This window comes from Leisingera sp. S2M4, from assembly GCF_055398055.1.
In genome coordinates this window covers 2,169,265-2,195,797 of the sequence record NZ_AP040861.1, presented here as the reverse complement: position 1 = coordinate 2,195,797, position 26,533 = coordinate 2,169,265, and the positions used below count along the sequence as shown (strand labels likewise).

At 65.9% G+C, this 26,533-nt stretch carries 30 protein-coding genes; 12 read left to right on the top strand and 18 right to left on the bottom strand.

Translation table 11 applies throughout. The features are described from left to right. Positions 1–113: 113 nt before the first annotated feature. Complete coding sequence (locus tag ACZ52D_RS10680) at positions 114–2,072, top strand: lytic transglycosylase domain-containing protein (protein ID WP_464441287.1); 1,959 nt, start codon at positions 114–116, stop codon at positions 2,070–2,072. Here the strand turns inward: ACZ52D_RS10680 and ACZ52D_RS10675 are convergent. Together ACZ52D_RS10675 and mnmC2 are read right to left on the bottom strand one after the other, a co-directional pair. Beyond that, positions 2,046–2,966, bottom strand: a complete 921-nt coding sequence (locus tag ACZ52D_RS10675) for a DMT family transporter (RefSeq protein ID WP_222454875.1) — start codon at positions 2,964–2,966, stop codon at positions 2,046–2,048. The genes ACZ52D_RS10680 and ACZ52D_RS10675 overlap by 27 nt on opposite strands. Next, entirely contained in the window at positions 2,963–3,631 is a 669-nt protein-coding gene (gene mnmC2 / locus ACZ52D_RS10670) for a tRNA (5-methylaminomethyl-2-thiouridine)(34)-methyltransferase MnmC2 (protein ID WP_464441286.1), read from the bottom strand. Before mnmC2 ends, ACZ52D_RS10675 begins: the two co-directional genes overlap by 4 nt. 56 nt (positions 3,632–3,687) lie before the next feature. Between mnmC2 and ACZ52D_RS10665 the strand changes: the two genes are divergently transcribed. Then, positions 3,688–4,728: an NAD(P)/FAD-dependent oxidoreductase gene (locus ACZ52D_RS10665; protein ID WP_464441285.1), complete on the top strand. Its 1,041-nt coding sequence runs from the start codon at positions 3,688–3,690 to the stop codon at positions 4,726–4,728. Between the two features lie 16 nt (positions 4,729–4,744). Here the strand turns inward: ACZ52D_RS10665 and ACZ52D_RS10660 are convergent, their stop codons facing one another. The 3 genes from ACZ52D_RS10660 to ACZ52D_RS10650 form a co-directional block, all read right to left on the bottom strand. Continuing rightward, positions 4,745–5,287, bottom strand: coding sequence for an NADPH-dependent FMN reductase (locus ACZ52D_RS10660; protein ID WP_464441284.1), 543 nt, complete (start codon positions 5,285–5,287; stop codon positions 4,745–4,747). Between the two features lie 207 nt (positions 5,288–5,494). Beyond that, complete coding sequence (locus tag ACZ52D_RS10655) at positions 5,495–6,151, bottom strand: YiaD family glycine zipper/OmpA-like lipoprotein (protein WP_222454871.1); 657 nt, start codon at positions 6,149–6,151, stop codon at positions 5,495–5,497. A gap of 153 nt (positions 6,152–6,304) precedes the next feature. Continuing rightward, positions 6,305–7,192, bottom strand: coding sequence for a methylated-DNA--[protein]-cysteine S-methyltransferase (locus ACZ52D_RS10650; RefSeq protein WP_464441283.1), 888 nt, complete (start codon positions 7,190–7,192; stop codon positions 6,305–6,307). 166 nt (positions 7,193–7,358) lie between these two features. Between ACZ52D_RS10650 and nth the strand changes: the two genes are divergently transcribed. Both nth and ACZ52D_RS10640 read left to right on the top strand, forming a co-directional pair. Next, entirely contained in the window at positions 7,359–8,003 is a 645-nt protein-coding gene (gene nth, locus ACZ52D_RS10645) for an endonuclease III (protein ID WP_222454869.1), read from the top strand. Between the two features lie 110 nt (positions 8,004–8,113). Next, positions 8,114–9,106 (top strand): adenosine kinase, encoded by a 993-nt coding sequence (locus ACZ52D_RS10640; RefSeq protein WP_464441282.1) that lies wholly within the window; start codon positions 8,114–8,116, stop codon positions 9,104–9,106. Between the two features lie 192 nt (positions 9,107–9,298). On the opposite strand, the gene ACZ52D_RS10635 is transcribed toward ACZ52D_RS10640, so the two are convergent. Further along, entirely contained in the window at positions 9,299–9,784 is a 486-nt protein-coding gene (locus tag ACZ52D_RS10635; protein ID WP_417472952.1) for a MarR family winged helix-turn-helix transcriptional regulator, read from the bottom strand. A 75-nt stretch (positions 9,785–9,859) separates the two neighbouring features. On the opposite strand from ACZ52D_RS10635, the gene ACZ52D_RS10630 reads away from it, so the two are divergent. Beyond that, on the top strand, positions 9,860–10,729 hold the full coding sequence (locus ACZ52D_RS10630; RefSeq protein ID WP_464441281.1) for an EamA family transporter: 870 nt from the start codon (positions 9,860–9,862) through the stop codon (positions 10,727–10,729). Positions 10,730–10,738: 9 nt separating this feature from the next. Here the strand turns inward: ACZ52D_RS10630 and ACZ52D_RS10625 are convergent, their stop codons facing one another. Together ACZ52D_RS10625 and ACZ52D_RS10620 are read right to left on the bottom strand one after the other, a co-directional pair. Beyond that, positions 10,739–11,275, bottom strand: coding sequence for a hypothetical protein (locus ACZ52D_RS10625; protein ID WP_464441280.1), 537 nt, complete (start codon positions 11,273–11,275; stop codon positions 10,739–10,741). 1 nt (position 11,276) lies between these two features. Beyond that, positions 11,277–11,759, bottom strand: coding sequence for an RNA pyrophosphohydrolase (locus ACZ52D_RS10620; RefSeq protein ID WP_464441279.1), 483 nt, complete (start codon positions 11,757–11,759; stop codon positions 11,277–11,279). 135 nt (positions 11,760–11,894) lie between these two features. On the opposite strand from ACZ52D_RS10620, the gene ACZ52D_RS10615 reads away from it, so the two are divergent. From ACZ52D_RS10615 to ACZ52D_RS10605, 3 genes are all read left to right on the top strand, one after another. Beyond that, on the top strand, positions 11,895–13,922 hold the full coding sequence (locus ACZ52D_RS10615; protein WP_464441278.1) for an FAD-dependent oxidoreductase: 2,028 nt from the start codon (positions 11,895–11,897) through the stop codon (positions 13,920–13,922). Between the two features lie 133 nt (positions 13,923–14,055). Beyond that, positions 14,056–14,616, top strand: a complete 561-nt coding sequence (locus ACZ52D_RS10610; protein WP_464441277.1) for a type 1 glutamine amidotransferase domain-containing protein — start codon at positions 14,056–14,058, stop codon at positions 14,614–14,616. A 264-nt stretch (positions 14,617–14,880) separates the two neighbouring features. After that, positions 14,881–15,822 carry a CorA family divalent cation transporter gene (locus ACZ52D_RS10605; protein ID WP_464441276.1) on the top strand — a complete coding sequence of 314 codons (942 nt, stop codon included), beginning with the start codon at positions 14,881–14,883 and terminating at the stop codon, positions 15,820–15,822. Here the strand turns inward: ACZ52D_RS10605 and ACZ52D_RS10600 are convergent. Next, on the bottom strand, positions 15,809–16,183 hold the full coding sequence (locus ACZ52D_RS10600; RefSeq protein ID WP_464441275.1) for an antibiotic biosynthesis monooxygenase family protein: 375 nt from the start codon (positions 16,181–16,183) through the stop codon (positions 15,809–15,811). The two genes, ACZ52D_RS10605 and ACZ52D_RS10600, sit on opposite strands and share 14 nt — an antisense overlap. Further along, positions 16,164–16,514 (bottom strand): NIPSNAP family protein, encoded by a 351-nt coding sequence (locus ACZ52D_RS10595; RefSeq protein WP_464441274.1) that lies wholly within the window; start codon positions 16,512–16,514, stop codon positions 16,164–16,166. The genes ACZ52D_RS10600 and ACZ52D_RS10595 overlap by 20 nt, the downstream gene beginning before the upstream one ends. 220 nt (positions 16,515–16,734) lie before the next feature. Between ACZ52D_RS10595 and ACZ52D_RS10590 the strand changes: the two genes are divergently transcribed. Next, positions 16,735–17,646 carry a LysR family transcriptional regulator gene (locus tag ACZ52D_RS10590; RefSeq protein ID WP_222454858.1) on the top strand — a complete coding sequence of 304 codons (912 nt, stop codon included), beginning with the start codon at positions 16,735–16,737 and terminating at the stop codon, positions 17,644–17,646. A 171-nt stretch (positions 17,647–17,817) separates the two neighbouring features. Here ACZ52D_RS10590 and ACZ52D_RS10585 read toward each other — a convergent pair whose 3' ends face one another. The 4 genes from ACZ52D_RS10585 to ACZ52D_RS10570 are packed head-to-tail and all read right to left on the bottom strand — an operon-like array spanning position 17,818 to position 20,788. Further along, positions 17,818–18,777 (bottom strand): OmpA family protein, encoded by a 960-nt coding sequence (locus ACZ52D_RS10585; RefSeq protein WP_464441273.1) that lies wholly within the window; start codon positions 18,775–18,777, stop codon positions 17,818–17,820. Then, positions 18,768–19,340: a peroxidase-related enzyme gene (locus ACZ52D_RS10580; protein WP_222454856.1), complete on the bottom strand. Its 573-nt coding sequence runs from the start codon at positions 19,338–19,340 to the stop codon at positions 18,768–18,770. Before ACZ52D_RS10580 ends, ACZ52D_RS10585 begins: the two co-directional genes overlap by 10 nt. Before the next feature lie 3 nt (positions 19,341–19,343). After that, positions 19,344–20,069, bottom strand: coding sequence for a GNAT family N-acetyltransferase (locus ACZ52D_RS10575; RefSeq protein WP_464441272.1), 726 nt, complete (start codon positions 20,067–20,069; stop codon positions 19,344–19,346). Further along, positions 20,066–20,788, bottom strand: coding sequence for a competence/damage-inducible protein A (locus ACZ52D_RS10570; protein ID WP_369926628.1), 723 nt, complete (start codon positions 20,786–20,788; stop codon positions 20,066–20,068). Before ACZ52D_RS10570 ends, ACZ52D_RS10575 begins: the two co-directional genes overlap by 4 nt. A 48-nt stretch (positions 20,789–20,836) precedes the next feature. Between ACZ52D_RS10570 and sfsA the strand changes: the two genes are divergently transcribed. Continuing rightward, positions 20,837–21,541, top strand: coding sequence for a DNA/RNA nuclease SfsA (sfsA, locus tag ACZ52D_RS10565; RefSeq protein ID WP_464441271.1), 705 nt, complete (start codon positions 20,837–20,839; stop codon positions 21,539–21,541). 24 nt (positions 21,542–21,565) lie between these two features. Here sfsA and ACZ52D_RS10560 read toward each other — a convergent pair whose 3' ends face one another. Beyond that, entirely contained in the window at positions 21,566–22,453 is an 888-nt protein-coding gene (locus ACZ52D_RS10560; protein WP_464441270.1) for a mechanosensitive ion channel family protein, read from the bottom strand. A gap of 147 nt (positions 22,454–22,600) precedes the next feature. Here ACZ52D_RS10560 and map point away from each other — a divergent pair, with 147 nt between their 5' ends. Further along, positions 22,601–23,410, top strand: coding sequence for a type I methionyl aminopeptidase (gene map / locus ACZ52D_RS10555; RefSeq protein ID WP_464441269.1), 810 nt, complete (start codon positions 22,601–22,603; stop codon positions 23,408–23,410). A gap of 81 nt (positions 23,411–23,491) precedes the next feature. Here map and ACZ52D_RS10550 read toward each other — a convergent pair whose 3' ends face one another. Genes ACZ52D_RS10550 through ACZ52D_RS10540 form a run of 3 tightly spaced genes read right to left on the bottom strand, consistent with a single transcriptional unit; the run spans position 23,492 to position 25,948 of the window. Next, the gene (locus tag ACZ52D_RS10550) at positions 23,492–24,154 is read right to left on the bottom strand and encodes an HAD family hydrolase (protein WP_369926620.1); all 663 of its coding nucleotides are present in this window, start codon (positions 24,152–24,154) and stop codon (positions 23,492–23,494) included. Between the two features lie 25 nt (positions 24,155–24,179). Beyond that, a complete protein-coding gene (rsmD, locus tag ACZ52D_RS10545) occupies positions 24,180–24,740 on the bottom strand; it encodes a 16S rRNA (guanine(966)-N(2))-methyltransferase RsmD (protein ID WP_417472978.1) in 561 nt (186 codons plus the stop codon). Beyond that, complete coding sequence (locus tag ACZ52D_RS10540; RefSeq protein WP_464441268.1) at positions 24,737–25,948, bottom strand: NAD(P)/FAD-dependent oxidoreductase; 1,212 nt, start codon at positions 25,946–25,948, stop codon at positions 24,737–24,739. The genes rsmD and ACZ52D_RS10540 overlap by 4 nt, the downstream gene beginning before the upstream one ends. A gap of 95 nt (positions 25,949–26,043) precedes the next feature. On the opposite strand from ACZ52D_RS10540, the gene ACZ52D_RS10535 reads away from it, so the two are divergent. After that, complete coding sequence (locus ACZ52D_RS10535; RefSeq protein WP_222454847.1) at positions 26,044–26,532, top strand: peroxiredoxin; 489 nt, start codon at positions 26,044–26,046, stop codon at positions 26,530–26,532. Position 26,533 lies beyond the last annotated feature (1 nt).

The following is a 26,533-nucleotide window of genomic DNA, read 5'->3' as shown; positions in this document are numbered from 1 at the left end:
TGGCGGCAATCTGCCGCCGTCAAGACAGGCGATGCCGGGGTTTTCAGTTGCGACCGGCCCGCCGATGAGTAACGTTCAAGCCTGTATCCCCGGACAGCTGGAAAATGCAAGAGATGACACGCATCCTGGTCTTTATTCTGCTCATCGCAGCCATACTGCCCGGAAGCCGGGCCACCGCCGATGATCTCAAGGAAGCCCTGTCACTGATGCGGGCCGAGAAATGGACCGAGGCGGCGCGGGCCGCCGGGCAGCCGCAGAGCGTCGGCTGGGACATCATCGAATGGCACCGCCTGCGCGCCAAGATGGGCTCCGCCGCGGATGTCGTGTCGTTCCTCAAGCGGCGTCCGGACTGGCCCGGCCTCGCCTACCTGCGCCGCCAGAACGAGGACACGGTGGCCGCCCTGCCCCGCGCCGAGGTGCTGGCCTTCTATGACGGCCGCCGCCCGCAGACCCCCGAAGGCGCGCTGAGCTTTGCGCGGGCACTGATCGCTGCGGGACGGCGGGGGGAAGGCGAAGCCGAGATCGTGCTCGCCTGGCGCACCATGGCCATGGGTAGCGCCATCCAGGCCGAGTATCTGCGCGACTTTTCCGCGCTGCTCAAACCCCACCACAGCGCCCGGCTGGACAAGCTGCTCTGGGAGGAACACCGGGTCAGCGCCAAGCGAATGCTGGCGCTGGTGCCGGAGCCCCAGCGCAAACTGGCCGAGGCCCGCATCGCCTTGCAGGAGCGCACACCGGGGGTGGACGCCAAGATCGCGGCCGTGCCGGACGAGCTGCAAGACGCCGCGGGCCTCGCCTATGACCGCTTTGTCTGGCGCGATCGCAAGCGGATGCAAGACAGCGCCATCGCCATGATGATGGATCGCAGCACCAGCGCCGACGCTCTCGGCGAGCCCGACAAGTGGCTGCGCCGCCGCCGCGACTTTGCCCGCCAGCTGATGCGCGACAAGAAATACGAGGACGCCTATCAGCTGGCGGCCTACCACTTTGCCACCCCCGAGGAAGGCTATGGCTATTCCGACTGCGAATGGCTGGCCGGCTATATCGCGCTGCAGATGCTGCGCGACCCGGAGCTCGCAGCCTACCACTTCAACCGGTTCCTCGACTCCGTCGAGACGCCGATCTCGATCGGGCGCGGCGGCTACTGGCTGGGGCGTGCCTATGCCGCGATGGGCGAGGTCGACAAGGCCCATGAAGCCTACGCCAAGGCCGCCGACTTCCAGACCTCCTTCTATGGCCTGTTGGCCGCGGAAAAGCTGGGCCGTCCCTTCGACCCGGCGCTCGCCAACCCGCCCGAGCTGCCCGATTGGCGTAGCGCGGCCTTCATGGGGTCTTCGGTGACCAAGGCCGGATTGATGCTGTTGCAGGCGGGGGATCTGGCGTTGGCCGAGCGTTTCCTGACCCACCTCACCGAAGGGCTGACGCCCGTTCAGGCACGGCAGCTGGGGCAGATGGCGGTGGATCTGAACGAACCGCACCTGGCCGTGATGATCGCCAAACGCGCCGCCCAGGACGGGGTGGAGCTGCAGGGCGCCTATTACCCGCTGCACCCCGTGGCCAAACACGCCCTGCCGATGGCCGAGGAAATGACCCTCGCCATCGCCCGTCGCGAAAGCGAGTTCGATCCCTATGTCGTCAGCCATGCCGGGGCGCGCGGGCTGATGCAGGTGATGCCCGCCACCGCCGAGCTGGTGGCCGGGGAACTGGGCATTCTCGCCAACCACAAGACATCGCTGCTGACCGCCGACTGGAAATACAACGCCCGCCTGGGTGCCACGTATCTCGCCGGGCTGGCCGGAGATTTCCGCGGCAACGTGGTGATGATGGCGGCCGGCTACAACGCCGGGCCGCACCGTCCCAAGGCCTGGATGGAGCGCTATGGCGACCCGCGCGACGGCGAGCCGGACATCATCGACTGGATCGAACACATCCCGTTCAATGAAACCCGCAACTACGTGATGCGGGTGACCGAAAGCCTGCCGGTCTACCGCGCGCGGCTGGGCAAGACGCCGCTGCCCATCCCCTTCTCGCAGGAACTGTCGGGGTCAACCCTTCACGCGTTCGCGCCATAGGGTGAACAGACCCGCGGCGATGATGATCCCCGCACCGATGGCGACATTGGTGCGGATCACTTCGCTGAAGATCGTCACCCCCAGGATCGCCGTCCAGATCAGGTGGAAATAGGCAAAGGGCTGAACCGCGCTGGCCTCGGCCATCTCGTAACACTTGATGAGCAGCCAGTGCCCCGAGGCCCCGGTGATGCACAGCAGCGCCATCCAGCCCCAGTCCGCCTGGTTCATCGGCTGCCAGAACCACACCCCTACGGCGGTCATCACCACCATGCCGGAAATCCCGGTCCAGAAGAAACTGGTGGCCGTGCTGTCCTCACGCGCGACATAGCGCGTCAGCAATCCATAGACCGCGAACATCAGCGCCGAAACAAAGGGGATCACCGCCAAGGGATCGAACACTCCGGCGCCCGGTTGCAGGATGATCAGCACCCCGGCCAGTCCGACGCCGATCGCCGCCCAGCGCCGCCAGCCGACATTTTCCCCCAGCAACGGCCCGCTCAGAGCGGCCACCAGCAGCGGGTAGCAGATGAAGACAGCCTGGCTCTCGACCAGCCCCAGCTTGGTGAAACCATAGACCGCGACGCAGATCTCCGCCGCCAGCAAGACCCCGCGGAAGATCTGCAACCACGGCTGGCGCGTCTGCGCAGCCTTGCGAATGCCCCCGGGCGCCCGGGCGGCCAGGAATACGACGAAGGCCGCGAAAAACCAGTAGCGGATCATCACCACCATGTAGGTGTTGTAGGTGCCCGCGAGGTGACGCGAGATCCCGTCCTGCAGGGCGAACACCACCGTGGCGCTAATCATCAGGAAAATGCCCAGCGGCACGTTGTTGGTCTGGGGTCCACGGGTTGGGGCCAGTCCGGCGCTGCCCTGCGCGGGTGCTGCTTGGGTCATCTCTTTACCGCCTGTGTCATATGCCGTTTGCGCCCGAAACCGGGAATGCGGGTTACTTCGAATCCGGCGGCCTCCAGCCCGCGGCGCACGAAACCGGCCGCGGTATAGGTCGCCGCCGTGCCGCCCTCCGCGGTATGAGCCGCCACTTCTGCCATCAGGGCCGGTTCCCACAGCTCGGGGTTCTTGGCCGGCGAGAACCCGTCCAGAAACCAGGCATCGGCGCGCGCCGTCCAGCTTGGCAGCGACATGCGGGCGTCGCCTTCTACCACCTCCAGATGCAGAGTGCCGAGATCGCATGCGCCATGGCCCGACCAGGCGGCCAGGAACCGCTCGGCCCAAGGCGCCACCGCCGGGAAAGCCTCCAGGGCGCGGGCCATGTCCTCGGGTCCCATCGGAAAGGCCTCGAAACTGGTGAACCGCAGCGCCCCCGTCTGGCCGGTTTCCTCCCAGGCGCGCCAGGCCGCCAGCATGTTCAGCCCGGTGCCGAACCCCAGCTCGGCAATGTGGAACCCTGGCGCAAAGCGTCGCGGCAGGTCATTGCCCGCCAGGAATACGTGTTCGGTTTCCGCCAGCCCGTTCTGGATCGAGAAATAGGGATCATCGAATTGATCCGACACCGGAATGACGCCTTCCCGCCAGCTGAGACGGGCCTGCTGGTCTGCCATGGTATAATCCCCTAAAGGTAAGCCGAACGGCGCGACACTGGCGAAAGGATCCGCAAATGGCAATGGCAGATGTAACGGTGCGCGGCGCGGGGATCTTCGGTCTGTCTATCGCCTGGACCTGCGCCCGGCGCGGCGCCAGGGTGCAGGTCATCGACCCCTTTGGCCCCGGTGCGGGGGCCAGCGGCGGCCTGGTCGGCGCGCTCGCACCGCATGTCCCCGAGAACTGGAACCCCAAGAAGCAATTCCAGTTGGAAAGCCTGCTGATGGCGCAGGCGTTCTGGGAGACGGTAGAGGCCGAAGGCGGCGTCAGCGCGGGCTATGGCCGCACCGGGCGATTGCAGCCCTTGAACGACGCGCGCGCGCTGGAGCTCGCCCGCCAGCGCGAAGCCAGCGCCGCACAACTCTGGAAGGACGCGGCCGAATGGCGCGTGGTGCCTGCCGCCGATCTCGGCCCCTGGGTGCCGCCCAGCGCCACCGGCATGGTGGTCCATGACACCCTCAGCGCCCGGATGCATCCGCGCCGCGCCTGTTCGGCGCTGGTGGCCGCCCTGGCGGTGCGCGACATCACCGTGGTGGCCGAGGCCCCGGATCAGGGCAAGGTCGTCCATGCCAAGGGCCACGCAGGGCTGCTGGAGCTGAATGAGCGTTTCGGCAAGACCGTGGGCAGCGGCGTCAAGGGTCAGGCGGCGCTGCTGCGCTTTCACGAAGGCGCGGTGCCGCAGCTTTATGCGGACGGGCTGCACATCATCCCGCATGCCGATGGCACCCTTGCGATCGGCTCCACCTCCGAGCGGGAGTTCACGGATGGCCAGGCCACCGACATGCAGCTTGACGACGTGATCGAGCGCGCCTGTGCGGCGGTACCGGTGCTGCATGGCGCCGAGGTCATCGAACGCTGGGCCGGGGTGCGCCCACGCGCCAGGTCCCGCGCGCCGATGCTGGGGGCCTGGCCGGGACGAGAGGACCACTACATCGCCAACGGCGGCTTCAAGATCGGCTTTGGCATGGCGCCAAAGACGGCCGAGGTGATGGCGGACCTGCTGCTCGAGGAGACCGACAACATTCCCCAGGGGTTCCGCGTCGAAGACAACCTCTGAATGGCCCCGCGCGGCCTTAGTCGGCCAATTCGGCACGCAGGTTCTGCATCAGCATCGCCAGCGTCTCCTGATAGCGTTCACTGATGAGCCGCCCGGCATCGTCGAACTCGTTTCGGGAGTTGGCCAGATGCACCGCAGGCCCGGCGATCACGCGTGGCTGAAAGGGCACCAGGAGACTGCGCAGCAGCGCCTGCGCCTGCTCGCCGCCGGCCCGCCCAGCGGCCGCGGACATCACCGCCACCGGCTTGCCTGCCCAGGGATTGCCCTTGGTCCGGCTCACCCAATCCAGCGCATTCTTGAGAACGCCCGAGGGCCCCTTGTTGTATTCCGGCGTGGAGATCAGCACCGCATCCGCCGCCGCAATCTGGTCCGACAAGGTCTGAACCGCCGCCGGGATTCCGTCGGCAGCCTCGTCATCGCCATCGTACAGCGGCAACCTCAGCTCCGCCTCGACAACGGTGGCCGGGCCGAACAGACGCGCGGCTTCGGCCAGAAGCTTGCGATTGGTGGCCTCCTGGCGCAGCGAGCCGGAGATAGTGAGCAAGACGGGATCTGCCATCGGATGTTCCTGACGTTGGTTTCTGGTCTTCACCCATCATCTATGCACTCCGGCCCCGGCTGAAAGAGCTGCCGCCGCGCAGCGCATGTGCATAATTCCGCAGGCGCGGGGCAGCAGTCCCCGCGGCACTCGCTGACCTCGATGCAACAACGGCCCGCCCCGGTGGGACAGGCCGCTGCATAAGACGTGTGAAAGCCTGCTTTTCGATCAGCTGCTCTGCGGAATCACCACCACTTCGACGCGGCGGTTACGGGCCTTGCCCTCGGGTGTCAGGTTCGACGCCACCGGCTGCTCCTCCCCCCGACCGATGATGCTCAGACGGCTATAGGGCACGCCGCCGGCCTGGATCTGATCGGCCACCGCATTCGCCCGGCGCACCGACAGATCCTGGTTGTAGCTGGCGGCACCATCGCTGTCGGTGTGGCCAATCACCTGCACCAGGCTGTTGGGGTAGCGCACCAGGCTGTTGGCGACCTTGCGCAGATCACCCTGCACCGCAGGCGAAATCGCGGCGCTGTCGGTGGCAAAGGTCAGGTCATTCGGGAACGACAGGATCAGCCGGTCGCCCGTATTGACGATGGTGATCTCGTCATTGGCGAGTGTCTGGCGCAGCTCGCGCTCCTGCTTGTCGAGCTGGTTGCCGATCACCCCGCCCGCAGTGGCCCCGACCACGGCGCCGGTCAATGCCCCGAGACCCGGATCGGAATCATTGGTCAGCGCACCCACACCAGCGCCGATGATGCCCCCCAGGATCGCGCCCTGCTGGGTGTTGCTTCCGGGCGTCGCCACGGTGGCGGGATCGGTACAGGCCGCAAGGGTCAAGGCAGCCGTCACAAGGCCGGCCGAGGTGAGTTTCATCTGCATAATCAAACTGCCTTCTTGTATTGCACGCACCAGACCCCCAGGTCCGGCTGTCCCGCCGAATATCGGGGCGCCGAGCGTCAAGCTCAAGGACAGGTTGTCAGAGATTGGCGAAATACCGCTGAAAGCTGCCTCATGGCCCGGTGCGGCCATGGCTCAGTTGCCGGTGTGCAGGCCTGTCTGCGCCGCATTGGGCGCGCGCGGGGTGGCGTCATCCTGCGCGGCTTCAAAGGCCAGCATCGCGCGTTTCACCGGCAGCCCCCAGTGATAGCCGCCCAATTCGCCCGACTTGCGCAAGGCCCGGTGGCAGGGAATCAGCCAGCTGACCGGATTGCGCCCCACCGCCGTGCCCACTGCCCGCACCGCTCGCGGTGCCCCGATCGCCCGGGCCAGCTCGGAATAGGTGGTCACGTGGCCTGACGGGATGCGCAGCAGCGCCTCCCAGACCTTGATCTGCAAGGGAGCGCCGATCATATGCAGCGCCGCCTCTCCCCGCTGGGCAAAGATGGCGTCGACCTGCGGCCGCAGCCGCGTCGTATCCTCGACAAAATCTGCCAACGGCCAACGGGCGCACATATCTCGCATGGCGGCCTCCGCGCCGGTCTCCGCCGCAAAGGCCAGCCCGCAGATGCCCTTGGTCGTCCCCATCGCCAACGCCGCCCCAAAGGGGCTGTCGAACCACCCCCAGAAGATGCGCAACCCCTGCCCCTTGCGGGCATATTCTCCGGGGCTCATTGCCTCCCAGCGCAGAAACAGATCGTGCAGCCGCCCCGATCCCGACAGGCCCACTGCATGCGCCGCCTCCAGCGTGGTGAAACGTTCGCGCAAAAGGCTCTTGGCGTGCCCCAGCCGCAGGTATTGCTGGTATCGCTTGGGCGACACCCCGACCCAGGCCGAGAACACGCGCTGGAAATGACTGGCGCTCATGTCCATGCGGGCGGCCAGTTGCTCCAGCGTCAGATCCTCGCCGCCCGCGTCGATCAACGCGATCGCACGGCGCATGACGCCATAATGGTAAGAAGTTTCCTGCGTCTCGACTGTCATTTCCGCCACCTGCTGTCTTCAACCCACAGGCTAATGCGATGCGCGCCGACCTGCGACCCGGAACTTGCGAAAAGACCCGGGCGACGCAACGCTCCGCCCGGAGGGAGGACGCCCACGGCGCAATTTCAATTGCGCTTTAATCTCTCGACGGTACATAAGGCGCGTCATGGCCAAGCAACTCGATTACCATACCCTGCGCGAGATCTTCACCCGCTTTCAGGCGGCCGAGCCCGAACCCAAGGGCGAGCTGGAGCACGTCAACGCCTATACGCTGGTGGTGGCGGTGGCGCTGTCGGCGCAGGCCACCGACGCCGGCGTCAACAAGGCGACCCGCGAGCTGTTCAAGATCGCCGACACCCCGCAGAAGATGCTGGATTTGGGCGAAGAACGCCTGATCGAGCATATCAAGACCATCGGTCTCTACCGCAACAAGGCCAAGAACGTCATCAAGCTGTCGCGCATCCTGGTGGAGGAATACGGCGGCGAGGTGCCCAATTCCCGCGCCGCGCTGCAGTCGCTGCCGGGGGTCGGCCGCAAGACCGCCAATGTCGTGCTGAACATGTGGTGGAAGCAACCGGCGCAGGCAGTGGACACCCATATCTTCCGGGTCGGCAACCGCTCGGGGATTGCGCCGGGCAAGGATGTGGACGCGGTGGAACGCGCCATCGAGGACAACATCCCGGCCGATTTTCAGCAGCACGCGCACCACTGGCTGATCCTGCACGGTCGGTACCACTGCAAGGCCCGCAAGCCCCTCTGCGGCACCTGCCTGATCCGCGACCTGTGCCAGTACGAGGACAAGAACCTGTGAGCCGCGCAGTCGCCCTCCGTATCGTCCCGGCAACCGCCGCCCCCGGCCTGCCGCCCCTCTGATCCAGACCTGGACGCCCCGCAGCCGGGCGCATTCCCCAAGGAGAGACAATGACCAAGACCTATCATCTGGTTGGCATCGGCAATGCCGTGGTCGACGTGATTTCACAATGCGAAGACACCTTCCTGTCCGAACAGGGTATCGAAAAGGGCATCATGCAGCTGATCGAGCGCGATCGCTGCGAGGAGCTCTATGCCGCGATGGGCAACCGGGTGATGACCCCCGGCGGCTCGGTGGCCAACACCATCGCAGGCGCCGGTGCGCTGGGGCTGGACGCGGCCTTTATCGGCCGGGTGCGCGACGACACCCTTGGCAAATTCTATGCCGATGCGATGAACAACGAGGGCGTCGCCTTCGTGAACCCGCCGGTCGAGGGCGACGAGCTGCCCACCTCGCGCTCCATGATCTTCGTCTCGCCCGATGGCGAGCGCTCACTGAACACCTATCTCGGCACTTCCTCCGAGCTGAGTTCTGCCGACGTGCCGGAAGAGACCGCAAGCGCGGCTCAGATCATGTTCCTCGAGGGCTACCTTTTCGACCGGGACAAGGGGAAGACCGCCTTCATGGAAGCCGCCCGCATCTGCCGCCAAAGCGGCGGGCGCGTCGGCCTGTCGATCTCCGACCCGTTCTGTGTCGAACGCCATCGGGAGGATTTCCTGAATCTGATCGGCAATGATCTCGACTTTGTCATCGGCAACCAGGACGAGATCTGCGCTCTGTTCGAGACCGAGGATCTGGAACAGGCCATGGCCAGAACTGCGGAGATCTGCGACCTGATGGTCTGCACCCGCGGCGGCGACGGGGTGACCGTGGTGCAGGATAACCAGCGGGTCGACGTCCCGGTGGAAACCATCGTTCCGGTGGACGCGACCGGCGCAGGCGACCAGTTCGCAGCCGGCTTCCTGTTCGGCCTCGCCACGGGCCGGGACATCGAGATCTCGGCGCGGATGGGGTGCATCTGCGCAGGCGAGGTGATCCGCCACATCGGCCCGCGCCCGGAAACAAATGTGCTGGCCCTGCTGGAGGACGCCGGTCTGGTCTGATCGGCCCGCGCCCGTCTCCGCAGGTGGGCCTCCCGCCCGTCGCAACATCACCTGACGGTGCCGCCGCGCCCGTTGGGCGCAGCCGGGACCGCCAGGGCGGCCCCGGCTGGCGGCGTTCGCCGCCATCAGCTCTCCCAACGCGGCGCGTCTTTTCGACCGCTGCACAGGGCCAGGCGCAACCGCGGGCCTGTGTCAGCTGTCCGCAGCCTTCAGTGCCTTGCCCAGCAAGGTCTGCAGCGCTGCGACGTCTTCGGCGGACAATCCGGCCAGCAGGCGCGCCTGCGTCTGCACATGCGCGGTAACCGCCTCGTCGATCAGTGCAAAACCTTTCTCGGTAAGCCCGATCAGGAAGCTGCGGCTGTCCTCCGGGTTCACCTCGCGCTTTACCAGCCCGTCCGCGGCCAACCGGTCGATCCGGTTGGTCATCGTGCCAGAGGCCACCATGGTTGCCTCCAGCAACGCCCCCGGCGACAACGCATAAGGGGCGCCCGCGCGGCGCAGCGTTGCCAGCACGTCGAACTTGGCCGCGTTCAACCCGAACTCGGCCCAGGTCTTCTGCATCTCGCGCTGATAGGCCAGCTGCAACCGTGCGACCCGGCCAATCACGCCCATGGCCGTCACGTCTAGGTCCGGCCGCTCCTGTTCCCACTGCTGGGTAATGACATCTACATGATCCATGGCTCCGGTGTAGCGAGGTTAATCTTGACGTCAAGACAATATATGGTATCTCGACATCAAGATAAGGAGAGTCCCATGTCCGTCCGAACGCTTTGCCTGACTGCCCTGGCCCCCGCGATCTGGGGCAGCAGTTATATCGTGACCACCACGCTGCTGCCGGGGCACTCGCCGCTGGTGGTGGCCCTGCTGCGGGCCCTGCCTGCGGGGCTGTTGCTGCTGCTGCTCGTGCGCGAGCTGCCACCGGTTCACTGGATTCCACGGCTGCTGCTGCTGGGAGCGCTGAATTTCTCGCTCTTCTGGGGGCTGCTGTTCTTGTCGGCCTATCGGCTGCCGGGCGGGGTTGCGGCCACGCTGGGCGCGGTGCAGCCGCTGCTCGTGGTATTCCTGTCGACGCTGCTGCTGAACACCCCGGTCCGCGCCGCCGCCGTCACCGCCGCGCTGCTGAGCATCGCAGGTGTTGCCCTGCTGGTGCTGACCCCGGCCGCACGGCTGGATACCATCGGCGTGCTGGCGGGCCTCGGCGGTGCGCTGTCGATGGCGGCGGGCGTGGTGCTGAGCCGCAAGTGGCAACCACCGGTGCCGCCGCTGACCTTCACCGCATGGCAGCTGACCGCGGGCGGACTGCTGCTGGTTCCCGTTACCTTGTGGATGGTGCCCGACGTGCCGCAGTTCACCGCGGCCAATATCGCGGGCCTCGCCTACATGAGCCTGATCGGCGGCGCGCTGACCTATATCCTGTGGTTCCGGGGATTGGCGCGGCTCGACCCTGCACAGGTTTCGCTGCTGGGGGTGTTCAGCCCGCTGTCCGCTGTCGTGCTCGGGTGGCTGTTGCTGAATGAAACCCTGACCGCGAACCAGATGCTGGGCGCCAGCCTTGCCCTGTTCAGCCTGTGGCTCGGGCAAGGCAGGGTGCGGCTGCGGCGGCAGGCCGCCACGGCTCGCTAACCCGGCTCGTCAGCGCGGCGCCAGCGGCGCGCAGCTGCCGCCGCGATGGCACTCCAACACGGTGCGGCGCACCTCGGGGGTGTCGTCAAAGGCAAAACCACCACAGGCGCCGAGGCGAACCACAAGTTCGCCTCCGCGCTGCTCGGCGAACAGCACGTAATCCACGCCCGACCGCGCCCCCGCGCACCACGGGCCGGCGCATTCCACCTCCAGCACCGCCGGGACAGACACACGCTGAGAGAAGTATTTCCCGTCCAGCAGCTTACCCGAGATCTGTGCCGGGATGCGGCTCAGCTCCGGCATGTCTTCGGGGTTTTCGGAGTGCGAGCGCGGCAGCTGCGTCTCGTCAAAGCGCAGCTCTCCGGCGATGACATTGTAGGCGCTGCTGGAGTTGGCCGCTTCCAGATAGGCATCCGCCGGCCCCCAGGGCAGGCAGCTCAGCGCCGCTGCGGGTGTGGCCGCCACGACCGCGCCGCAGGCCGCGGACAGAACGCGCAGCCCCGCAAGACGGGCAGAGCTTCCGAACAGTTCCTTGAAAACAGGCATCTCACAGATACTCCCTGAACTCCTCGACCACCCGGGCATAGACCTCGCGCTTGAAGGGCACGATCTTCTCCACCAGGCTGTCGACCGGCTGCCAGCACCAGGCCGAGAACTCAGGGTGGTCGGTCTCGATGTTGACCTGATCGTCCGTGCCTAGGAACCGCATGAGATACCATTTCTGCTGCTGGCCGCGGTACTTGCCCCCCCAGAACTTGGGCACCACGTCATGCGGCAGATCATAGGGCAGCCAGCCGTCCGATTCGGCAACGATCTCCACCAGTTCCGGCGAGACACCGGTTTCCTCTTCCAGCTCGCGCAGGGCTGCGGCGCGCGGGTCCTCGCCCGCGTCGATCCCGCCCTGCGGCATCTGCCAGGCATCCTTGAACCGGTCTCGGCGCTGCCCCACGAAGACCGCGCCCTCGGCGTTGATCAGCATGACGCCCACATTCGCACGATAGGGCAGTTTGGCAATTTCTTCGGGCGTCATCAGGCTCTCCTTGGCGTTGCAGCCATCCCTTTAGACCGATTGCCGCCGCGGCACGCAAGAGGGTGACGCCGCGTTTCCTCGTGACAATGGCGGCCCGGTTCACGATCCTTGCGACAACTGCCAGGGAGAGTTCAAATGACTGCGTACCCGAACATGCTCGCGCCGCTGGATCTCGGCTTTACGACGCTGAAGAACCGCGTGCTGATGGGGTCGATGCACACGGGGCTGGAGGAAACCGGCGACTGGAACAGGGTGGCCGAATTCTACGCCGCCCGCGCCCGCGGTGGCGTGGCGCTGATGGTGACCGGCGGAATCGGCCCCAACCTCGAAGGTTCGGTCCTGCCCGGCGCCGCGATGATGACCAGCGACAAGGACGTGGCCAACCACCGGATCGTCACTGACCGGGTGCATGATGCGGGTGGCAAGATCGCGATGCAGATCCTGCACGCGGGCCGCTACGCCTATGGGCCGAAATGCGTCGGCCCCAGCCCGCTGAAATCGCCGATCTCGCCCTTTGCCCCGATCGAGCTGGACGAAGACGGGATCGAGAAACAGATCAGCGACATCGTCAACGCCGCCCGGCTTGCACAAGAGGCAGGCTACGACGGGGTCGAGATCATGGGGTCCGAGGGCTATTTCCTCAACCAGTTCCTGGTCACCCGCACCAACAAGCGGACCGACCGCTGGGGCGGCTCCTACGAAAACCGCATGCGCCTGCCGCTTGAGGTGGTGCGCCGCACGCGCGAGGCCGTGGGCCGCGATTTCATCCTCATCTACCGGCTGTCGATGATCGACCTGGTGCCCGAGGGTTCGACCTATGAAGAGGTCGTGCAGCTGGCGCAGGAGGTCGAGAAGGCCGGCGCCACCATCCTCAACACCGGCATCGGCTGGCACGAGGCCCGCATCCCCACCATCGCCACCTCGGTGCCCCGCGCGGCCTTTGCCTGGGTGACGAAAAAGCTGATGGGCAAGGTCGGCATCCCGGTCATCACCTCCAACCGCATCAACACGCCCGAAGTCGCCGAACAGGTGCTGGCCGAGGGCTGCGCCGACATGGTGTCGATGGCGCGCCCGATGCTGGCGGATGCGGATTTCGTCGCCAAGGCCGCCGCCGGTGAGGCCAGCCACATTGCCCCCTGCATCGCCTGCAACCAGGCCTGCCTCGATCACACCTTCAGCGGCAAGCTGACCTCCTGCCTGGTCAACCCGCGTGCCTGCCACGAGACCGAGCTGGTGATCGAACCGGCGGCATCGCCCAAGACCGTGGCCATCGTCGGCGCCGGTCCCGCCGGGCTGTCGACGGCATTGACCGCCGCGCAGCGCGGCCATGTCGTCACCCTGTTCGACCGCGCCGACGAGATCGGCGGCCAGCTCAACATGGCCAAACAGGTGCCCGGCAAGGAGGAGTTCTGGGGGTTGGTGGACTGGTACCGCACCATGGTGGCCGATGCAGGCATCACGCTGAAGCTTGGACGCGAGGTTGGAGCGGATGATCTTGTCGGCTTTGACGAAGTGGTGATCGCCACCGGTGTTCTCCCCCGCGATCCCGCGATCCCCGGCCAGGACCGCGACAATGTGCTGAGCTACATCGACGTGCTGCGTCACAAGAAACCGGTCGGTCAGCGCGTGGCGGTGATCGGCGCCGGCGGCATCGGCTTTGACGTGTCCGAATTCCTGCTGGAGGAGGGCCACAGCCCGGCCACCGACCTGCCCGCCTGGATGAAGGAGTGGGGCGTCACCGACCCGGCAGAGCACCGCGCAGGCCTCGCGCCCGAAGGCCCGCAGCCCGCGCCCCCGGCCCGGCATGTCACCCTGCTGCAACGCAAGGCGGAACGCCACGGCAAACGTCTGGGCAAGACCACCGGCTGGATCCACCGCGCCACGCTGAAGATGAAAAACGTCGAATTCATCGGCGGCGTGAACTACGAGAAGATTGACGATGCGGGTCTGCATGTCAGCTTTGGCGAGGCGCGCGAAAACCCGACGCTGGTGCCAGCCGACACCATCGTGCTGTGCGCAGGCCAGGTGTCCGAGCGCTCGCTGGCCGATCAGCTGGCCGAACGGGGCATCACCGCCCATGTCATCGGCGGTGCTGACGTGGCGGCCGAACTGGACGCCAAACGCGCCATCAACCAGGGCACACGGCTGGCCGCGGCGCTCTGAAGCGCCGCCTGTCACCAGTCATTCCTCTTCTGCTTCGCCCGCGGCTCGGAACCAATCCGGGCCGTGGCGCATTGCTTCTGCGAGGCCGTCCTCAGGGGCGGTACGTAAATCCTGGCAAGAAGAGGACTCTGATATGCCCAAAATCGCAGACGCAAAAATCCTGATCATCGCCACCCACGGTTTCGAGCAGTCGGAACTGGAATTTCCGCGGGACCAGCTGCGCGTCAAGGGCGCCGAGGTCCATGTCGCGACGCTCGACGGCAAGGCGATCAAGGGCTGGGAAGGCAGCGACTGGGGCCGCGAGGCAGAGGCCGATCTGAAAATCGCCGATGCCAAGGCCGAGGATTACGATGCTCTGGTCATCCCGGGCGGCCAGATCAACCCCGACCTGCTGCGGGTCGAGGAGGACGTCCTCAACCTCGTCAAAGCCTTTTACGAGAGCGGCAAAGTGATCGCCGCGGTCTGCCACGCCCCCTGGGTCCTGGCCGAGGCCGGGATCGCCAAGGGCCGTGACATGACCTCCTATCATTCGATCAAGACCGACATCATCAATGCCGGGGCGAACTGGCAGGATGTCGAGGTCGTGGCGGATCAGGGCATCGTCACCAGCCGCCAGCCCGACGACCTGAAGGCCTTCGTCTCCAAGATCACCGAAGAGATCGAGGAAGGCACGCATCAGCGCAGCCAGGGCTGACACAGCGCTGTGCCAATGATGCACGCGCGGCTTCTGGGTCGGAAGACCCGGAAGCCGCGTATCTTCCTGCCCTACCACAGGAGCGAGCCAGCCCCCCGCACTGCCGGGACACCCCGGGCAGGCGCAAACCTCACCAACTATTCGCCCGCGCCCTCCCTCGTGCAGTTTTAGCGGGACAAACCACGCCGAATTTCTTCAATGAAACTGGCGGCATGGGCGCATCCGCGCTACCCATGGTAAAACGGTAGCAAACGAGGCCGCGCCATGCCGATTTCCGCTTACGACCTCTGGGCCGATGGCACTGCCCGCCCCGCGGCGGAAACCAGCGTGACCGGGCCGGGACGCTACCGCTGGCTGCATTTCGATCTTGCGGACCCGGAGTTGACCGACTGGTGCGCAGCGCAGCTTCCCAGCATTCCCGGACAGGCGCTGCTGCAGAGCGAAACCCGCCCCCGCTGTGACATGTTCGAAGACGGGCTGATCCTGAACCTGCGCACGGTGAACCGCAACCCCGGCGCCAAGGCCGCCGAGATGCTGTCGCTCAGGATCTGGGCAACCAGCCGCACCATCGTCACCGTGCGCCTGCGCAAGACCTTCGCGCTGGATGCGATCCGCGCTGAATGCAGCACCGGCCACGGCCCGAAAGCGCCGGGCGAATTCCTCTACCGTCTTATCAACGGTCTGGCGCTGCACACCCGCGACGTCGTGCTGGAACTCAGCGCCGCAACCGAAGCGCTGGAGGAAATGACCGAGGACGGCACCCTGCCCGCCGCCGAGGCGCTCAAGGCACCGCGTCGCAACGTGTTGAAGCTGTACCGCTACCTGGAACCGCAGCGCGAAGCCCTGCTGAACCTGCAGGAAACCGGAGAGCAGCTGTTCTCGGAAGACGAACAGCTGCATCTGCGCGAAGCGGTGAACCTGTTCACCCTGTCGGCGGAAACGCTGCAATCGCTGACCGGGCGGCTCGCCGTGCTGCGGGACCACACCGATGCCGAACTGGCGCGGCAGATGGGCCGCAACAGCTATGCGCTGTCGGTGGTGGCGGCGCTGTTCCTGCCGCTCGGGTTCCTGACCGGCCTGTTCGGCGTGAACCTCGCCGGTATCCCGGGCGCGGAATCGCCGTTGGCCTTCCCCATCCTCTGCCTCAGCCTGCTGGGATTGGGCGCGGGCATGCTGCTGGTGATGCGCTGGCTCAGGCTTCTGTGACGCCTTCCGTTCCAGCCCCCCCGTGAACGGCGCGGCTGTCCTGCGGCGCCTGCGTCCGGTCCTGCAAACCGTAGTCACGGATGACCCCTGCCACCCGCAGGCGGTAGTCGGCAAAGATCCCTGATCGCCCCTGCACCTGCGCAGAGCGATGCTCCGACATCTGTCGCCAGCGCGCCACCGCTTCCTCGTCACGCCAGAAGGACAGCGACAGCAGCTTCTCCGGATTGGCAAGGCTCTGGAACCGCTCAATCGACACAAAGCCGTCGACTTCGTCCAACAGGGGCCGCAACGCGGCGGCCGCCGCCAGATAGCTGTCCTTCTCGCCCTCGGCGATCTCCACTTCAAAAATGACTGCGATCATGCCGCTCCCTTTCCCTTGTCCCCTGCGAGCCCGGGATACGCCGCAGCCAAGTCCGGTCCTCGCGCAGCAGAAACCGCTCGCGCTGTGCAAATTCATAATTCTCCCGCCCCAGCGGATCCGCCGCCAGCCGCGCGCGGTAGGCTTCATAGTCCGCCAGGCTGGCGACATTGTATATCCCGTAGGCCAGCGTCGACGAGCCTTCATGCGGGGCGTAATAGCCAACCAGATCCGCACCGCAGCGCGGGATCGCCTGCCCCCAGTTGCGGGCGTATTGTTCGAATTCTGACCGTTTGGTCGGGTCGATGTGATAGCGGATGACACAGGTCAGCATAGGGCGGTTCTCCGGGGTTGTTGCAGGCCCAGAACTAGCAGCTGCACAGGGTCAAATGCTTCGCCCTGCATCGAAGTCTTCGTGATCGCAGCGCAAGCTGGCCGTTTCCACAGCGCAAACGATCCCATCAAAACCCCGCAATTATCCCACCTGCGCCCCGATCTTGCCCGATTTCACCGGCAAGTTCACCTCAACCCGAGGATGATGAGGACGCCGGATCATGGATCGACTGACCGAAATGGAGGCCTTTGCCAATGTGGTGGACCAGGGCGGGTTCACCGACGCGGCGCGCAAGATGGGGATCTCCAAATCCGCCGTCTCCAAACATGTCTCCAGCCTTGAGGCCCGCCTTGGCGCGCGGCTGCTGAACCGCACCACCCGCCGGGTGTCGCCGACCGAGATCGGCCTTGCCTACTACGACCGCGCCCGCCGCGTCCTGAACGATGCGGGCGAAGCGGATGCGCTGGTCACCTCGATGCAGTCGGCGCCCTCCGGCCTCTTGCGAATTTCGGTCGCCACCGATTTCGGCGTCAACCACCTGTCGCCGGTGCTGTCGGATTTCCTGCGCGACTTTCCGGACATCACCGTCAACATGGTGCTGAACAACCGCTACGTCGAGCTGATTTCCGAAGGCTTTGATATGGCGGTACGCATCGGCGAGCTGGAGGACAGCTCCCTGCGCGCCCGCAAGCTGACCGAGACCACCAAGCGGATGATCGCCTCCCCCGCCTATCTGGAGAAATTCGGCCGCCCGCAGAAGATCGACGAGCTGAACGCCCACAAGCTGCTGCATTATTCCAGCCAGTCCAGCGGCAACGTCTGGAAGATCACCGCCCCCTCGGGAGAAAAGCGCCAGGTGCGCACCTCCGGCTGGCTGTCGGTGAATGACGGCCAGTCGCTGCTAAATGCGGCGATTTCCGGCCTCGGCATCGCCTATCTGCCGAGCTACCTCTACGCTTCGGCCATGGCCGAAGGGCTGGTTGAAGACGTGATGCCCAGCCTGCCGGTGGAAACCCAAGGCATCTATGCGGTCTACCCGCCGGGCAAATTCACCCAGCCCAAGGTCCGCGCCTTCATCGATTTCCTGGTGGCGGCCTTTGCTGACCGCGACCCCTCGGACTGGAAGACCTGACCTCCCCGGGCTCACACCGGACCAAGACATCCCTCGAAGACCTGCCCCCGCATCCGCTGCGGGGGCTTTTTTGTGCCAGACAGAGCCTGCGCACCTTTGCCCCCTTCAGGCGTCAAGCGGATCGAACCGCTGTCGGTCGAGTATGCGCAACATAAGGGGGCAAGCCCCGGATCACTCCGTCAGCAACACCGCTTCGACCCGCCGGTTGGCCAGACGCCCCTCGGCCGTCAGATTGCTGGCAATCGGCGCCAGGAACCCGGCTCCGGCGACATCGATCCGGGAGCCATCCGCCTCCAATCTCTGCGTCAGGTAATCCTTGACCGCCTGCGCCCGGCGCTCGGAAATGCCGATGTTCTGCTGCAACGATCCGACCGTGTCGGTGTGGCCAACCAGCAGCAGGCGGTATTGCGGATTGTCGCCCAGGAAGGCGGCGAGCGCGCGCAGACTGGGAAACGCGCCCTCCTGCAGGCGGGTGGATCCGCTTTCGAACTCCAGGTCCGTCAGCACCACGTGGCCGCGCACTTCCAGCGTCTTCGCCAGGTCCACCAGCGACGGCCCCGGCACCGCCGGCAGGGCCGCAGGTTTCGAGACCGTCACCGCAGCAGCCGCTTCGGGCGGTTGCACGGTGATGATCTGCAAGAAGGTCACCCCCCCTGCCGGCGACGCCAGCAGCGACACCGCCTCGTCCCCTCGGCTGGCGGACAGGAAGTGATAGGTCGAGATGTCGACCATCATGTCCGGTGCCGGAACCACTTCGATCCCGAAGCGAAAGTCGAAACCGCCACAGTCGCGTGCCGCACAGTCAAGGTGCACCTCGTAGCCCTGTTCCACCAGCTGCGCCCGCAGGGGCACCAGCACCTCCAGCGCGCTGCCCGCGGGCGGCAGGCGCCAGGTCCGGCGACTGATCCGCCCTTCAAAGGCCTGCGAGGGCACTTCGTCCGCGCGCTCGGGGCCCGTGGGCAGCTGGTACACTCCCAGAGCCGTGTCGCGCTGAGACAGCGCTTCGGCCTCTGCGGGCAGCATCAACTCGGCGGCGGCCAACCGTGCAGGGGCGATCGCCACCAGCACGCAGACATGGGCGAGCCAGCGCAGGCCCGCCACGTGCAGACACCACAGGCGCCTCAGCGACACTGGCCGTGATACTCCGGGTTGGGAACCATGGCCGTGGCGCTGGCAACGCGGTTGGACATGTTGAAGAACCCTGCCACATTGGCAATGTCCCAGATGTCACGGTCGCTGAAGCCCACGTCCCGCAGACCTTGCCGGTCCGCCTCTTCGATCTCGGCGCTCGCAGTGGTCATCTTGGCGGCGAAGTCCAGCATCGCCCGCTGTCGCGGCTCCAGTGGCGCGACGCGGTAATTCATCACCAGCATTTCGCCCAGTGCCGGATCGCCCGACAGTTGCCGTACCGCCGCCCCATGGGCGACCAGGCAGTAGAAGCAGCGGTTGATCGAGGACACCACCACCGCGATCATCTCCCGCTCCAGCTTGCTGAGACCGCTGTCGGCCAGCATCAGGTCGTTGTACATCGCGGTAAAGGCATTCAGCTTGTCGATGTCGAAGGCGTTTGCCTTCAGCACATTGGGCACGAAGCCCAGCTTTTCCACGCAGATATCGAAGTAGCGCTGCGTTTCGGGCGGCAGCGGGTCCACCATTGGCAGATCGAGAGCTGTAGGCTGGGTCTGGTTCGTCATCGTTCAATCACCTTCCTGCAAAATCCGGTAGTGATACTCTCCCGAAAGCGCCATGCCGAGGGAAGCATAAAGCCCGTTTGCCCCCGCGTTACGTTTCGTACACAAGACCGCCATTTCAGTGGCACCGTTTTCCAACGCCCAGAACGCCGCCTGGCGCATCATCCACGCCCCCATGCCCGCACGGCGCTGATGCGGCAGGATCTCCAGCGCATGCACCATCGCAACGCCGTCGTGGATGGCCGCGAAACCGGCGCCCGCCGGCTTGTCGCGATGCCGCGCCAGGAGCGCCGTCTTCGGCCCCGCAACCCGCTCCATCACCGCCAGCCGCTCCGGGCCAATGCCACCCTGGGCCCAGATCTCGCGCTGGATCGCCAGGGGCTCCCAGACGCAGAAGGCAGTGACCGGCGGCACCGGCCTGTCGGTCAGCTGCGTCACCGGGCAAACCCAGAGGTTCACCGGATCCTTCACCGTGTAGCCGCGCGCGGCGAGCTGCGCATCCAGCGCCGTCTGGCCGTCGCGGATCATGAAAAGGCACGCCTGCCCCATGGCCCGCATCTCGGCTTCGGCGGCTGCGATATCGGCCTCTGAAGCCGCCCCGTCCACCGTCGCTGCCGAGACCCGGCTACCACCACCGAGCCCCTTGCGCAGGGTGACGGAGCCCAGCTGCCACGTTGCGGCAGGCGGCCAGGTCGCTTCGGTCACCGCGTAATAGCGCGGATCGGTTGTCACTGCCCCAGCTCCCGGGCGAGATCGGTCATCGCCGCATCGATCCGCGCCCCGTCATGGCCACGGATCACGATGTTGGCACCAAAGACGCCGTCCTTCTGGAACGGATAGCAGCCCACCGTCAGATCATCATAGGTCTCGGCCAGCTGGCGCAATGGCGCGGCAATCTCGCCCTCGCCGCGCTGCACCCGCAGGGTCTGGGACAACATCGGCTGGCCGCCGGTCAGCGTCGGCATCACGCTGGCCACCATCGCCTGGAAGATCATCGGCACGCCGGCCATCACATGCACATTGCCCAGGGTGAACCCCGGCGCGGCCGAGACCGGGTTGTCGATCAGCGCCGCCCCCTCGGGAATGCGCGCCATCCGCAGCCGGGCCTCGTTCAGCTCCAGCCCCTGGGTGTCATAATGCGCCTGCAGGATCGCACGGGCATCCGCGCGCACATCCAGATGCGCGTCAAACGCCTCGGCGATGCAATCGGCGGTGATGTCGTCATGGGTCGGCCCGATGCCGCCGCTGGTGAACACGTGATCATAAGCCGCCGACAGCGCCCGTACCGCCGCCACGATCGCCGGAGCGTCATCACTGACGATGCGCACCTCCTTCAGGTCGATCCCGTGCTTGGTCAGCTCTCCGGCCAGGTAATGCATGTTCGCATCGCGCGTGCGGCCCGACAGGATCTCGTCCCCGATGACCAGCATGGCTGCTGTTGGATTGGGCATGATCGTACTCCCTTGATACCGCGTCATGGCAGGTATAGGCCCGAAGCCATGCGCTTTGAAACCCCTCTGATCCCCGCGGTGCTGATCCGCCGCTACAAACGATTTCTTGCCGATTGCCGCCTGGAGGACGGGCGCGAGGTGACCGCCCATTGTGCCAACCCCGGCAGCATGATGGGGCTGGCCGAACCCGGCATGCGGATCTGGCTGGAGCCCAACGACGATCCGAAGAAGAAGCTGAAATTCGGCTGGCGACTGGTCGAACACGCGGGGGGCCATTTCACCGGCGTCGACACCTCGGTGCCCAACCGCGCCCTGCGCGCCGCGCTGGAGGCCGGACAGGTTGCCGGGCTGGCGGACTATGAAGCCATCCGGGCCGAGGTGAAATACGGCGAGAAGAGCCGCATCGACTTCCTGCTGACTCAGCCCGGCCTGCCCGACTGCTATGTCGAGGTCAAAAGCGTCACCCTGTCACGCCAGCCGGGCCTTGCGGAGTTCCCCGACAGCGTCACCGCCCGTGGCACCAAACATCTGGGCGAACTGGCCCGGATGGTGGCCGAGGGCCACCGCGCGGTGATGCTCTATCTGGTGCAGCGCACCGACTGCGATCGCTTCCAGCTGGCGGCCGACATTGATCCCGCCTACGCGGCGGCCTTTGACGCCGCGCAGGCCGCCGGGGTGGAACGGCTGGTGCTGGGCACCACGATCTCGCCAACAGGCGTCGAGGTCGGCCAGCCCATCGCTGCCGTGGGCTGAGGTCAGCCCGTCGGGCTGGTGTGCTCAGGCGGCTTCGCTGGCTTCCTCGTCGATACCGGCCTGATCCGCATGCACGATGGTCCGGGTCGGGAAAGGAATATCGACCCCGGCCGCGTCCAGCGCCTCTTTCACCTTCCGCTTCATGTCCGCCTGGTACTGGAAGTAGTCCGCGGCATCGACCCAGACCCGCACGAGGAAATCCACCGAGCTGCTGTTGAGCTCGTTCACCTGGATGAACGGCTCCGGGTCGCTGTGCGAGCGGCTGTCGCCCATGATGGTGTCGCGGATCACCCGCTCTGCCAGCGCCAGATCGGCGCCATAGCCGACGCCGAAGGTCCACTCGGCGCGGCGGGTCGGAAAGGAGGAGTAGTTGGTGATCGTGTTGCCCCAGACCTCGGAGTTGGGAATGATCACCTTGAGATTGCCAAGGCTGGCCAGAACCGTGTTGTTGAGGTTGATGTCCTTGACCGTGCCCATCTGGCCGTCGACCTCGATGAAATCGCCCAGATTGAAGGGGCGAAACAGGATGATCATCACCCCGGCCGCCACGTTTGACAAAGCACCCTGCATGGCCAGACCGATCGCAAGCCCGGCGGCGCCGATGGCGGCGATGATCGAGGTGGTCTTGACCCCGAAGGTGTTCAGCACGAACAGCAGCGCAAACCCCAGGACCGCGTAGCGCGCAAGGTTGCCGAGGAAGTGGAAAAGGGTCACGTCGAACTTGGCATGGGCGTCCCCCACGGCGACGATCCGGCGCTTCACCCAGCCCGCGACGATGAACCCCGCGATCAGGATGATGACTGCGGCAACAGCGCTGCCCAGCACCTCGGCAAGGAACTCCAGCGTCACCAGATCCGCCAGCGCCTTGCCCCCGTAAATCTCCGTCTGCATCAGGTCGTTGATCCCATCCATGCCGTCTTGCCCCTCCGTGTTGTTTGCAAAAATGTACTCGGACCCAACTCGGCACCACGCGGAAAAGTTCCCGGCTGCCCCCTCTGGCCCTTTGGGCGCGAACCCCTTACATAGCTTGGGCAACGACATCCGATGGAGCTCCGCCCGATGAGATCGAAAGACGGCCGCACGACAAAGGACGGCATCCGCATTCACGAGCCCGGCGATTTTGCCGGCATGCACAAGGCCGGGGCCCTCGCCGCGCGCATTCTGGATGACATCGCCGCACATGTGTTCCCCGGCCAGACCACCGGTGAGATCGACCGCATCATCACCCAGATGGTCGAGGACGCAGGCGCGAAATCTGCCACCATCGGCTACAAGGGCTACCAGCACGCCAGCTGCATCTCGGTGAACCACGTGGTGTGTCACGGCATCCCCGGCGACAAGAAGCTCAAGGATGGCGACATCCTGAACATCGACGTCACCGTGATCGTGGACGGCTGGTTCGGGGACACCTCGCGCATGTATGTGGCGGGCAAGCTCAGCCGCAAGGCGGAACGGCTGATCCAGGTCACCCATGATTCGCTGATGAAGGGGATCGAGACCGCCAAGCCCGGCAACACCTTCGGTGACATCGGCCATGCGATCCAATCCTATGCCGAAAGCCAACGGATGAGCGTGGTGCGTGATTTCTGCGGCCACGGGCTGGGCCAGGTGTTTCACGCCCCGCCCAACGTGTTGCACTACGGCCGTCCCGGAACCGGCCCGGTGCTCGAGGAAGGCATGTTCTTCACCATCGAGCCGATGATCAACCTCGGCCGCCCCGAGACCAAGATCCTGGCCGACGACTGGACCGCGGTCACCCGTGACAAGTCGCTGTCGGCGCAGTTCGAACATTCCATCGGCATCACCGCCGACGGGGCCGACATCTTTACCCTGTCGCCCGCGGGCAAGTTCCACCCGACCTACGGATAGGCTGCCCCGGTACGGCGGGCGGGCCACCCCGCCCCCCTAGGCCCCTTAAGCCCCCTTGCGGCCAGGGCCAGATGATCCCTGTCAGATCGACAACCGTGCGGGCACCTCGGCCATGTCACGGACCAGCTCGCCTCCCAGTTCCGCGAGGCGGGCGCCATCGCCATGGGGCGCATAGGCAAGGCAGCGCATGCCCGCGCGCAGGGCCGCGGTGACACCGCTGGCGCTGTCCTCGATCACCAGACAATCGCGGGCCTGCACGCCGAAATGGCTGGCTGCCGCCAGGAACAGCCCCGGCTCCGGCTTGGCCACGCCCAGCGCATGCGCCGAAAACATCGCCTGCGGGTGAAACCGCTCCCACAGCCCGTTCTGGCCCAGGGTAATGCGCATCTTCTCCTCGCTGCCGTTGGAGGCAACGCAGCAGGGGATCTGCGCCTGATCCAGCCGCGCCAACAGCTCTGGGATGCCGGAGACCAGCGGCACCCCCTGTGCAAGTCGCGCGTAGGTTTCAGCGTAGATTTCGTCCACCCAATCCGACGGCAGATCGGCGCCCATCGCACGTGCCTTCTGCATCACCCCCGCCATGGTGCCCCCGACGAACTGGGCCATCGCCTGTTCCACAGACAGCCTCAGCCCGTGGGCGGCCAGGTTGTCCACCAGCACCTGGCTGGTAAGGCGCTCGCTGTCGACCAGCACGCCGTCGCAGTCAAAGATCACCAGCTTGGGTGTCGGAAAGGTCGGTGGCATGCGGTTTACTCCTTGCGCGCCGCGGTCACTCGGCCGCTTCGCGCCACATCAGCGTGATATGGGTGTCGCCATATTTGCGACTGTCCTGCAGCGTGAACCCCTCGGGAGCCGCCATCGGGGTGTTTTCCTCCCAGACAACCAGCGCCTCCGGCGCAATCCAGCCACCGGCCACGGCGGCGGTCAGCGCTTTCTGCCCCAGGCCCTTGCCGTAAGGCGGATCGAGGAACACGAGGTCGAAAGGCGCATCCGGGTTCTGCCCCAGCTTCAGCGCATCGCGGCGCGCCAGCGTGCAACGGTCTTCCGCCCGGCACAGGCCGATATTCTTGCGGATCAGCCCGCCCGACACCCGGCCGTCATCGACGAACAGCACCTCGGCCGCGCCGCGCGACAGTGCCTCCAGCCCCAGGGCACCGGTGCCCGCGAACAGATCCAGCACCCGCGCGCCGGGAATGGCACCGGTGTGCATCAGCACGTTGAACAGGCTTTCGCGCACCCGGTCGGTCGTGGGGCGCAGATGCGCGCCCGCGTCCCCCTTGCCCACCGCCGCCAGCGCCCGGCCGCGGAATTCGCCTGCGATGATCCTCACGCTTTCAGCAGTGATTTCAGATCCGCCGCCGGATCTGCCACCACCCCCTTGTCGGCGGTCTTGCCCATGTCGATCAGGCGCTTGGCCACCATATAGGCTCGCGGATCATTCATCGCGTCCACCGCCACCAGCTGCCCGTCGGCGTAATACCAGAACGATCGCTGCAGCCCCGCGCCCTGGCGGGTCACCACCGTGTCATACCCGGTGTTCAGCCCGGCGATCTGCAGCTTCACGTCGTATTGATCCGACCAGAACCAGGGCTGCGCAACATAGTCCCTGGCCGCCCCCAGCATGTTCTGCGCCACCACCTCGGCCTGGTCGATGGCGTTGGGCACGCTTTCCAGCCGGATCCGCCGACCACGATACGGAAAGGAGGCACAGTCGCCCGCGGCCCAGATCGATGCGTCCGAGGTCCGTCCCTGCGCGTCAACCTTGATGCCGTTGTCCAGGTCCAGCCCGGCCAGCTCCGCCAGCTGCGTGGACGGGGTAATGCCGACGCCGACGACGACAAAATCCACCTCCAGCACCTCGCCACCGCTGAGCACGGCGCGCGTGACCTTGCCGCCCTCGCCTTCCAGCCGCTCCAGCCCGGTGGCCTCGCGGATATCGACCCCATGGCCGCTGTGCAGCGCGCGGAAATAATCGGAGGTTTCCGGCGCGGCGACACGTTGCAAGATACGGTCAGCCATTTCCACCAGCGTCACCTTGACGCCGCGTTTGGCACAGACCGCGGCCGCCTCCAGCCCGATGTAGCCGCCTCCGACGATCAGCGCCCGGGCCCCCTCGCGGACCTGCGGTGCCATCGCGTCCACATCGCCCAGACCGCGCACCACATGCACGCCCTCCAGATCGCCGCCGATCGCGGCCGGCAGGCGACGCGGGTCCGAGCCCGTGGTCAGCGCCAGCTGGTCATATCCGACCACCTCATCCCCCAGCGACACGGTTTTGGCCGCGGTGTCGATGCCGGTGACACGCTGGCCGAGCTTCAGGGTGATGTTGTTGTCGGCGTAAAAGCTCGCCGGTCGCAGGAACAGACGCTCCAGCTCCATCTCGCCCAGAAGATACGCCTTGGACAGCGGCGGGCGCTGATAGGGCAGCACGTCCTCGGCACCGATCAGCGTTATGTCACCGTCAAATCCATCCTTACGCAGCTTCGCCACCAGCGAAGACCCCGCCTGCCCGGCTCCGATCACGACGATATGGGACATCTCCGCTTGCCTCTCGCATTAGTTCCAGTCACGCTTTGGGCGGACCCTACCGAATGGGGCAACCGAAACGCAATCATGAGAAAGAGGAACCTGCCATGATTTCTGTTGGAGACCAGATGCCAGACGCCACCCTGACGCGGATCGGAGCGGACGGCCCCGAGCAGGTCCAACTGGCCGACAAGCTGAAAGGGCGCAAAGTGGTGATCTTCGCTGTCCCCGGCGCCTTCACCAGCACCTGCCACTCGGCGCATGTGCCCAGCTTCATCCGCACCAAGGACAAATTCGCCGAAAAGGGCGTGGACGAGATCATCTGCCTGGCCGGCAATGACCCCTTCGTGATGTCGATCTGGGGCGACAATACCGGCGCAACCGAGGCAGGTATCACCATGCTGTCGGACGCCGAATGCAAACTGACCGAGGCCCTGGGCATGCGCTTTGACGCCCCCGCGGCCGGTCTGGTCGGCCGCTCGCTGCGCTACGCGATGCTGGTGGAAGACGGCGAGGTCAAGATCCTCAACAAGGAAGAGAACCCCGGCCAGTGCGAACTGTCAGCGGGTGAAGGCCTGCTGGACGCGATGGGCTGAC

Bases quoted from the DNA above. Each gene is read 5' to 3' on its own strand.
- ACZ52D_RS10680 (WP_464441287.1), top strand. From the start codon at position 114: ATGACACGCATCCTGGTCTTTATTCTGCTCATCGCAGCCATACTGCCC.
- ACZ52D_RS10675 (WP_222454875.1), bottom strand. From the start codon at position 2,966: ATGACCCAAGCAGCACCCGCGCAGGGCAGCGCCGGACTGGCCCCAACC.
- mnmC2 (WP_464441286.1), bottom strand. From the start codon at position 3,631: ATGGCAGACCAGCAGGCCCGTCTCAGCTGGCGGGAAGGCGTCATTCCG.
- ACZ52D_RS10665 (WP_464441285.1), top strand. From the start codon at position 3,688: ATGGCAATGGCAGATGTAACGGTGCGCGGCGCGGGGATCTTCGGTCTG.
- ACZ52D_RS10660 (WP_464441284.1), bottom strand. From the start codon at position 5,287: ATGGCAGATCCCGTCTTGCTCACTATCTCCGGCTCGCTGCGCCAGGAG.
- ACZ52D_RS10655 (WP_222454871.1), bottom strand. From the start codon at position 6,151: ATGCAGATGAAACTCACCTCGGCCGGCCTTGTGACGGCTGCCTTGACC.
- ACZ52D_RS10650 (WP_464441283.1), bottom strand. From the start codon at position 7,192: ATGACAGTCGAGACGCAGGAAACTTCTTACCATTATGGCGTCATGCGC.
- nth (WP_222454869.1), top strand. From the start codon at position 7,359: ATGGCCAAGCAACTCGATTACCATACCCTGCGCGAGATCTTCACCCGC.
- ACZ52D_RS10640 (WP_464441282.1), top strand. From the start codon at position 8,114: ATGACCAAGACCTATCATCTGGTTGGCATCGGCAATGCCGTGGTCGAC.
- ACZ52D_RS10635 (WP_417472952.1), bottom strand. From the start codon at position 9,784: ATGGATCATGTAGATGTCATTACCCAGCAGTGGGAACAGGAGCGGCCG.
- ACZ52D_RS10630 (WP_464441281.1), top strand. From the start codon at position 9,860: ATGTCCGTCCGAACGCTTTGCCTGACTGCCCTGGCCCCCGCGATCTGG.
- ACZ52D_RS10625 (WP_464441280.1), bottom strand. From the start codon at position 11,275: ATGCCTGTTTTCAAGGAACTGTTCGGAAGCTCTGCCCGTCTTGCGGGG.
- ACZ52D_RS10620 (WP_464441279.1), bottom strand. From the start codon at position 11,759: ATGACGCCCGAAGAAATTGCCAAACTGCCCTATCGTGCGAATGTGGGC.
- ACZ52D_RS10615 (WP_464441278.1), top strand. From the start codon at position 11,895: ATGACTGCGTACCCGAACATGCTCGCGCCGCTGGATCTCGGCTTTACG.
- ACZ52D_RS10610 (WP_464441277.1), top strand. From the start codon at position 14,056: ATGCCCAAAATCGCAGACGCAAAAATCCTGATCATCGCCACCCACGGT.
- ACZ52D_RS10605 (WP_464441276.1), top strand. From the start codon at position 14,881: ATGCCGATTTCCGCTTACGACCTCTGGGCCGATGGCACTGCCCGCCCC.
- ACZ52D_RS10600 (WP_464441275.1), bottom strand. From the start codon at position 16,183: ATGATCGCAGTCATTTTTGAAGTGGAGATCGCCGAGGGCGAGAAGGAC.
- ACZ52D_RS10595 (WP_464441274.1), bottom strand. From the start codon at position 16,514: ATGCTGACCTGTGTCATCCGCTATCACATCGACCCGACCAAACGGTCA.
- ACZ52D_RS10590 (WP_222454858.1), top strand. From the start codon at position 16,735: ATGGATCGACTGACCGAAATGGAGGCCTTTGCCAATGTGGTGGACCAG.
- ACZ52D_RS10580 (WP_222454856.1), bottom strand. From the start codon at position 19,340: ATGACGAACCAGACCCAGCCTACAGCTCTCGATCTGCCAATGGTGGAC.
- ACZ52D_RS10570 (WP_369926628.1), bottom strand. From the start codon at position 20,788: ATGCCCAATCCAACAGCAGCCATGCTGGTCATCGGGGACGAGATCCTG.
- sfsA (WP_464441271.1), top strand. From the start codon at position 20,837: ATGCGCTTTGAAACCCCTCTGATCCCCGCGGTGCTGATCCGCCGCTAC.
- ACZ52D_RS10560 (WP_464441270.1), bottom strand. From the start codon at position 22,453: ATGGATGGGATCAACGACCTGATGCAGACGGAGATTTACGGGGGCAAG.
- map (WP_464441269.1), top strand. From the start codon at position 22,601: ATGAGATCGAAAGACGGCCGCACGACAAAGGACGGCATCCGCATTCAC.
- ACZ52D_RS10550 (WP_369926620.1), bottom strand. From the start codon at position 24,154: ATGCCACCGACCTTTCCGACACCCAAGCTGGTGATCTTTGACTGCGAC.
- ACZ52D_RS10540 (WP_464441268.1), bottom strand. From the start codon at position 25,948: ATGTCCCATATCGTCGTGATCGGAGCCGGGCAGGCGGGGTCTTCGCTG.
- ACZ52D_RS10535 (WP_222454847.1), top strand. From the start codon at position 26,044: ATGATTTCTGTTGGAGACCAGATGCCAGACGCCACCCTGACGCGGATC.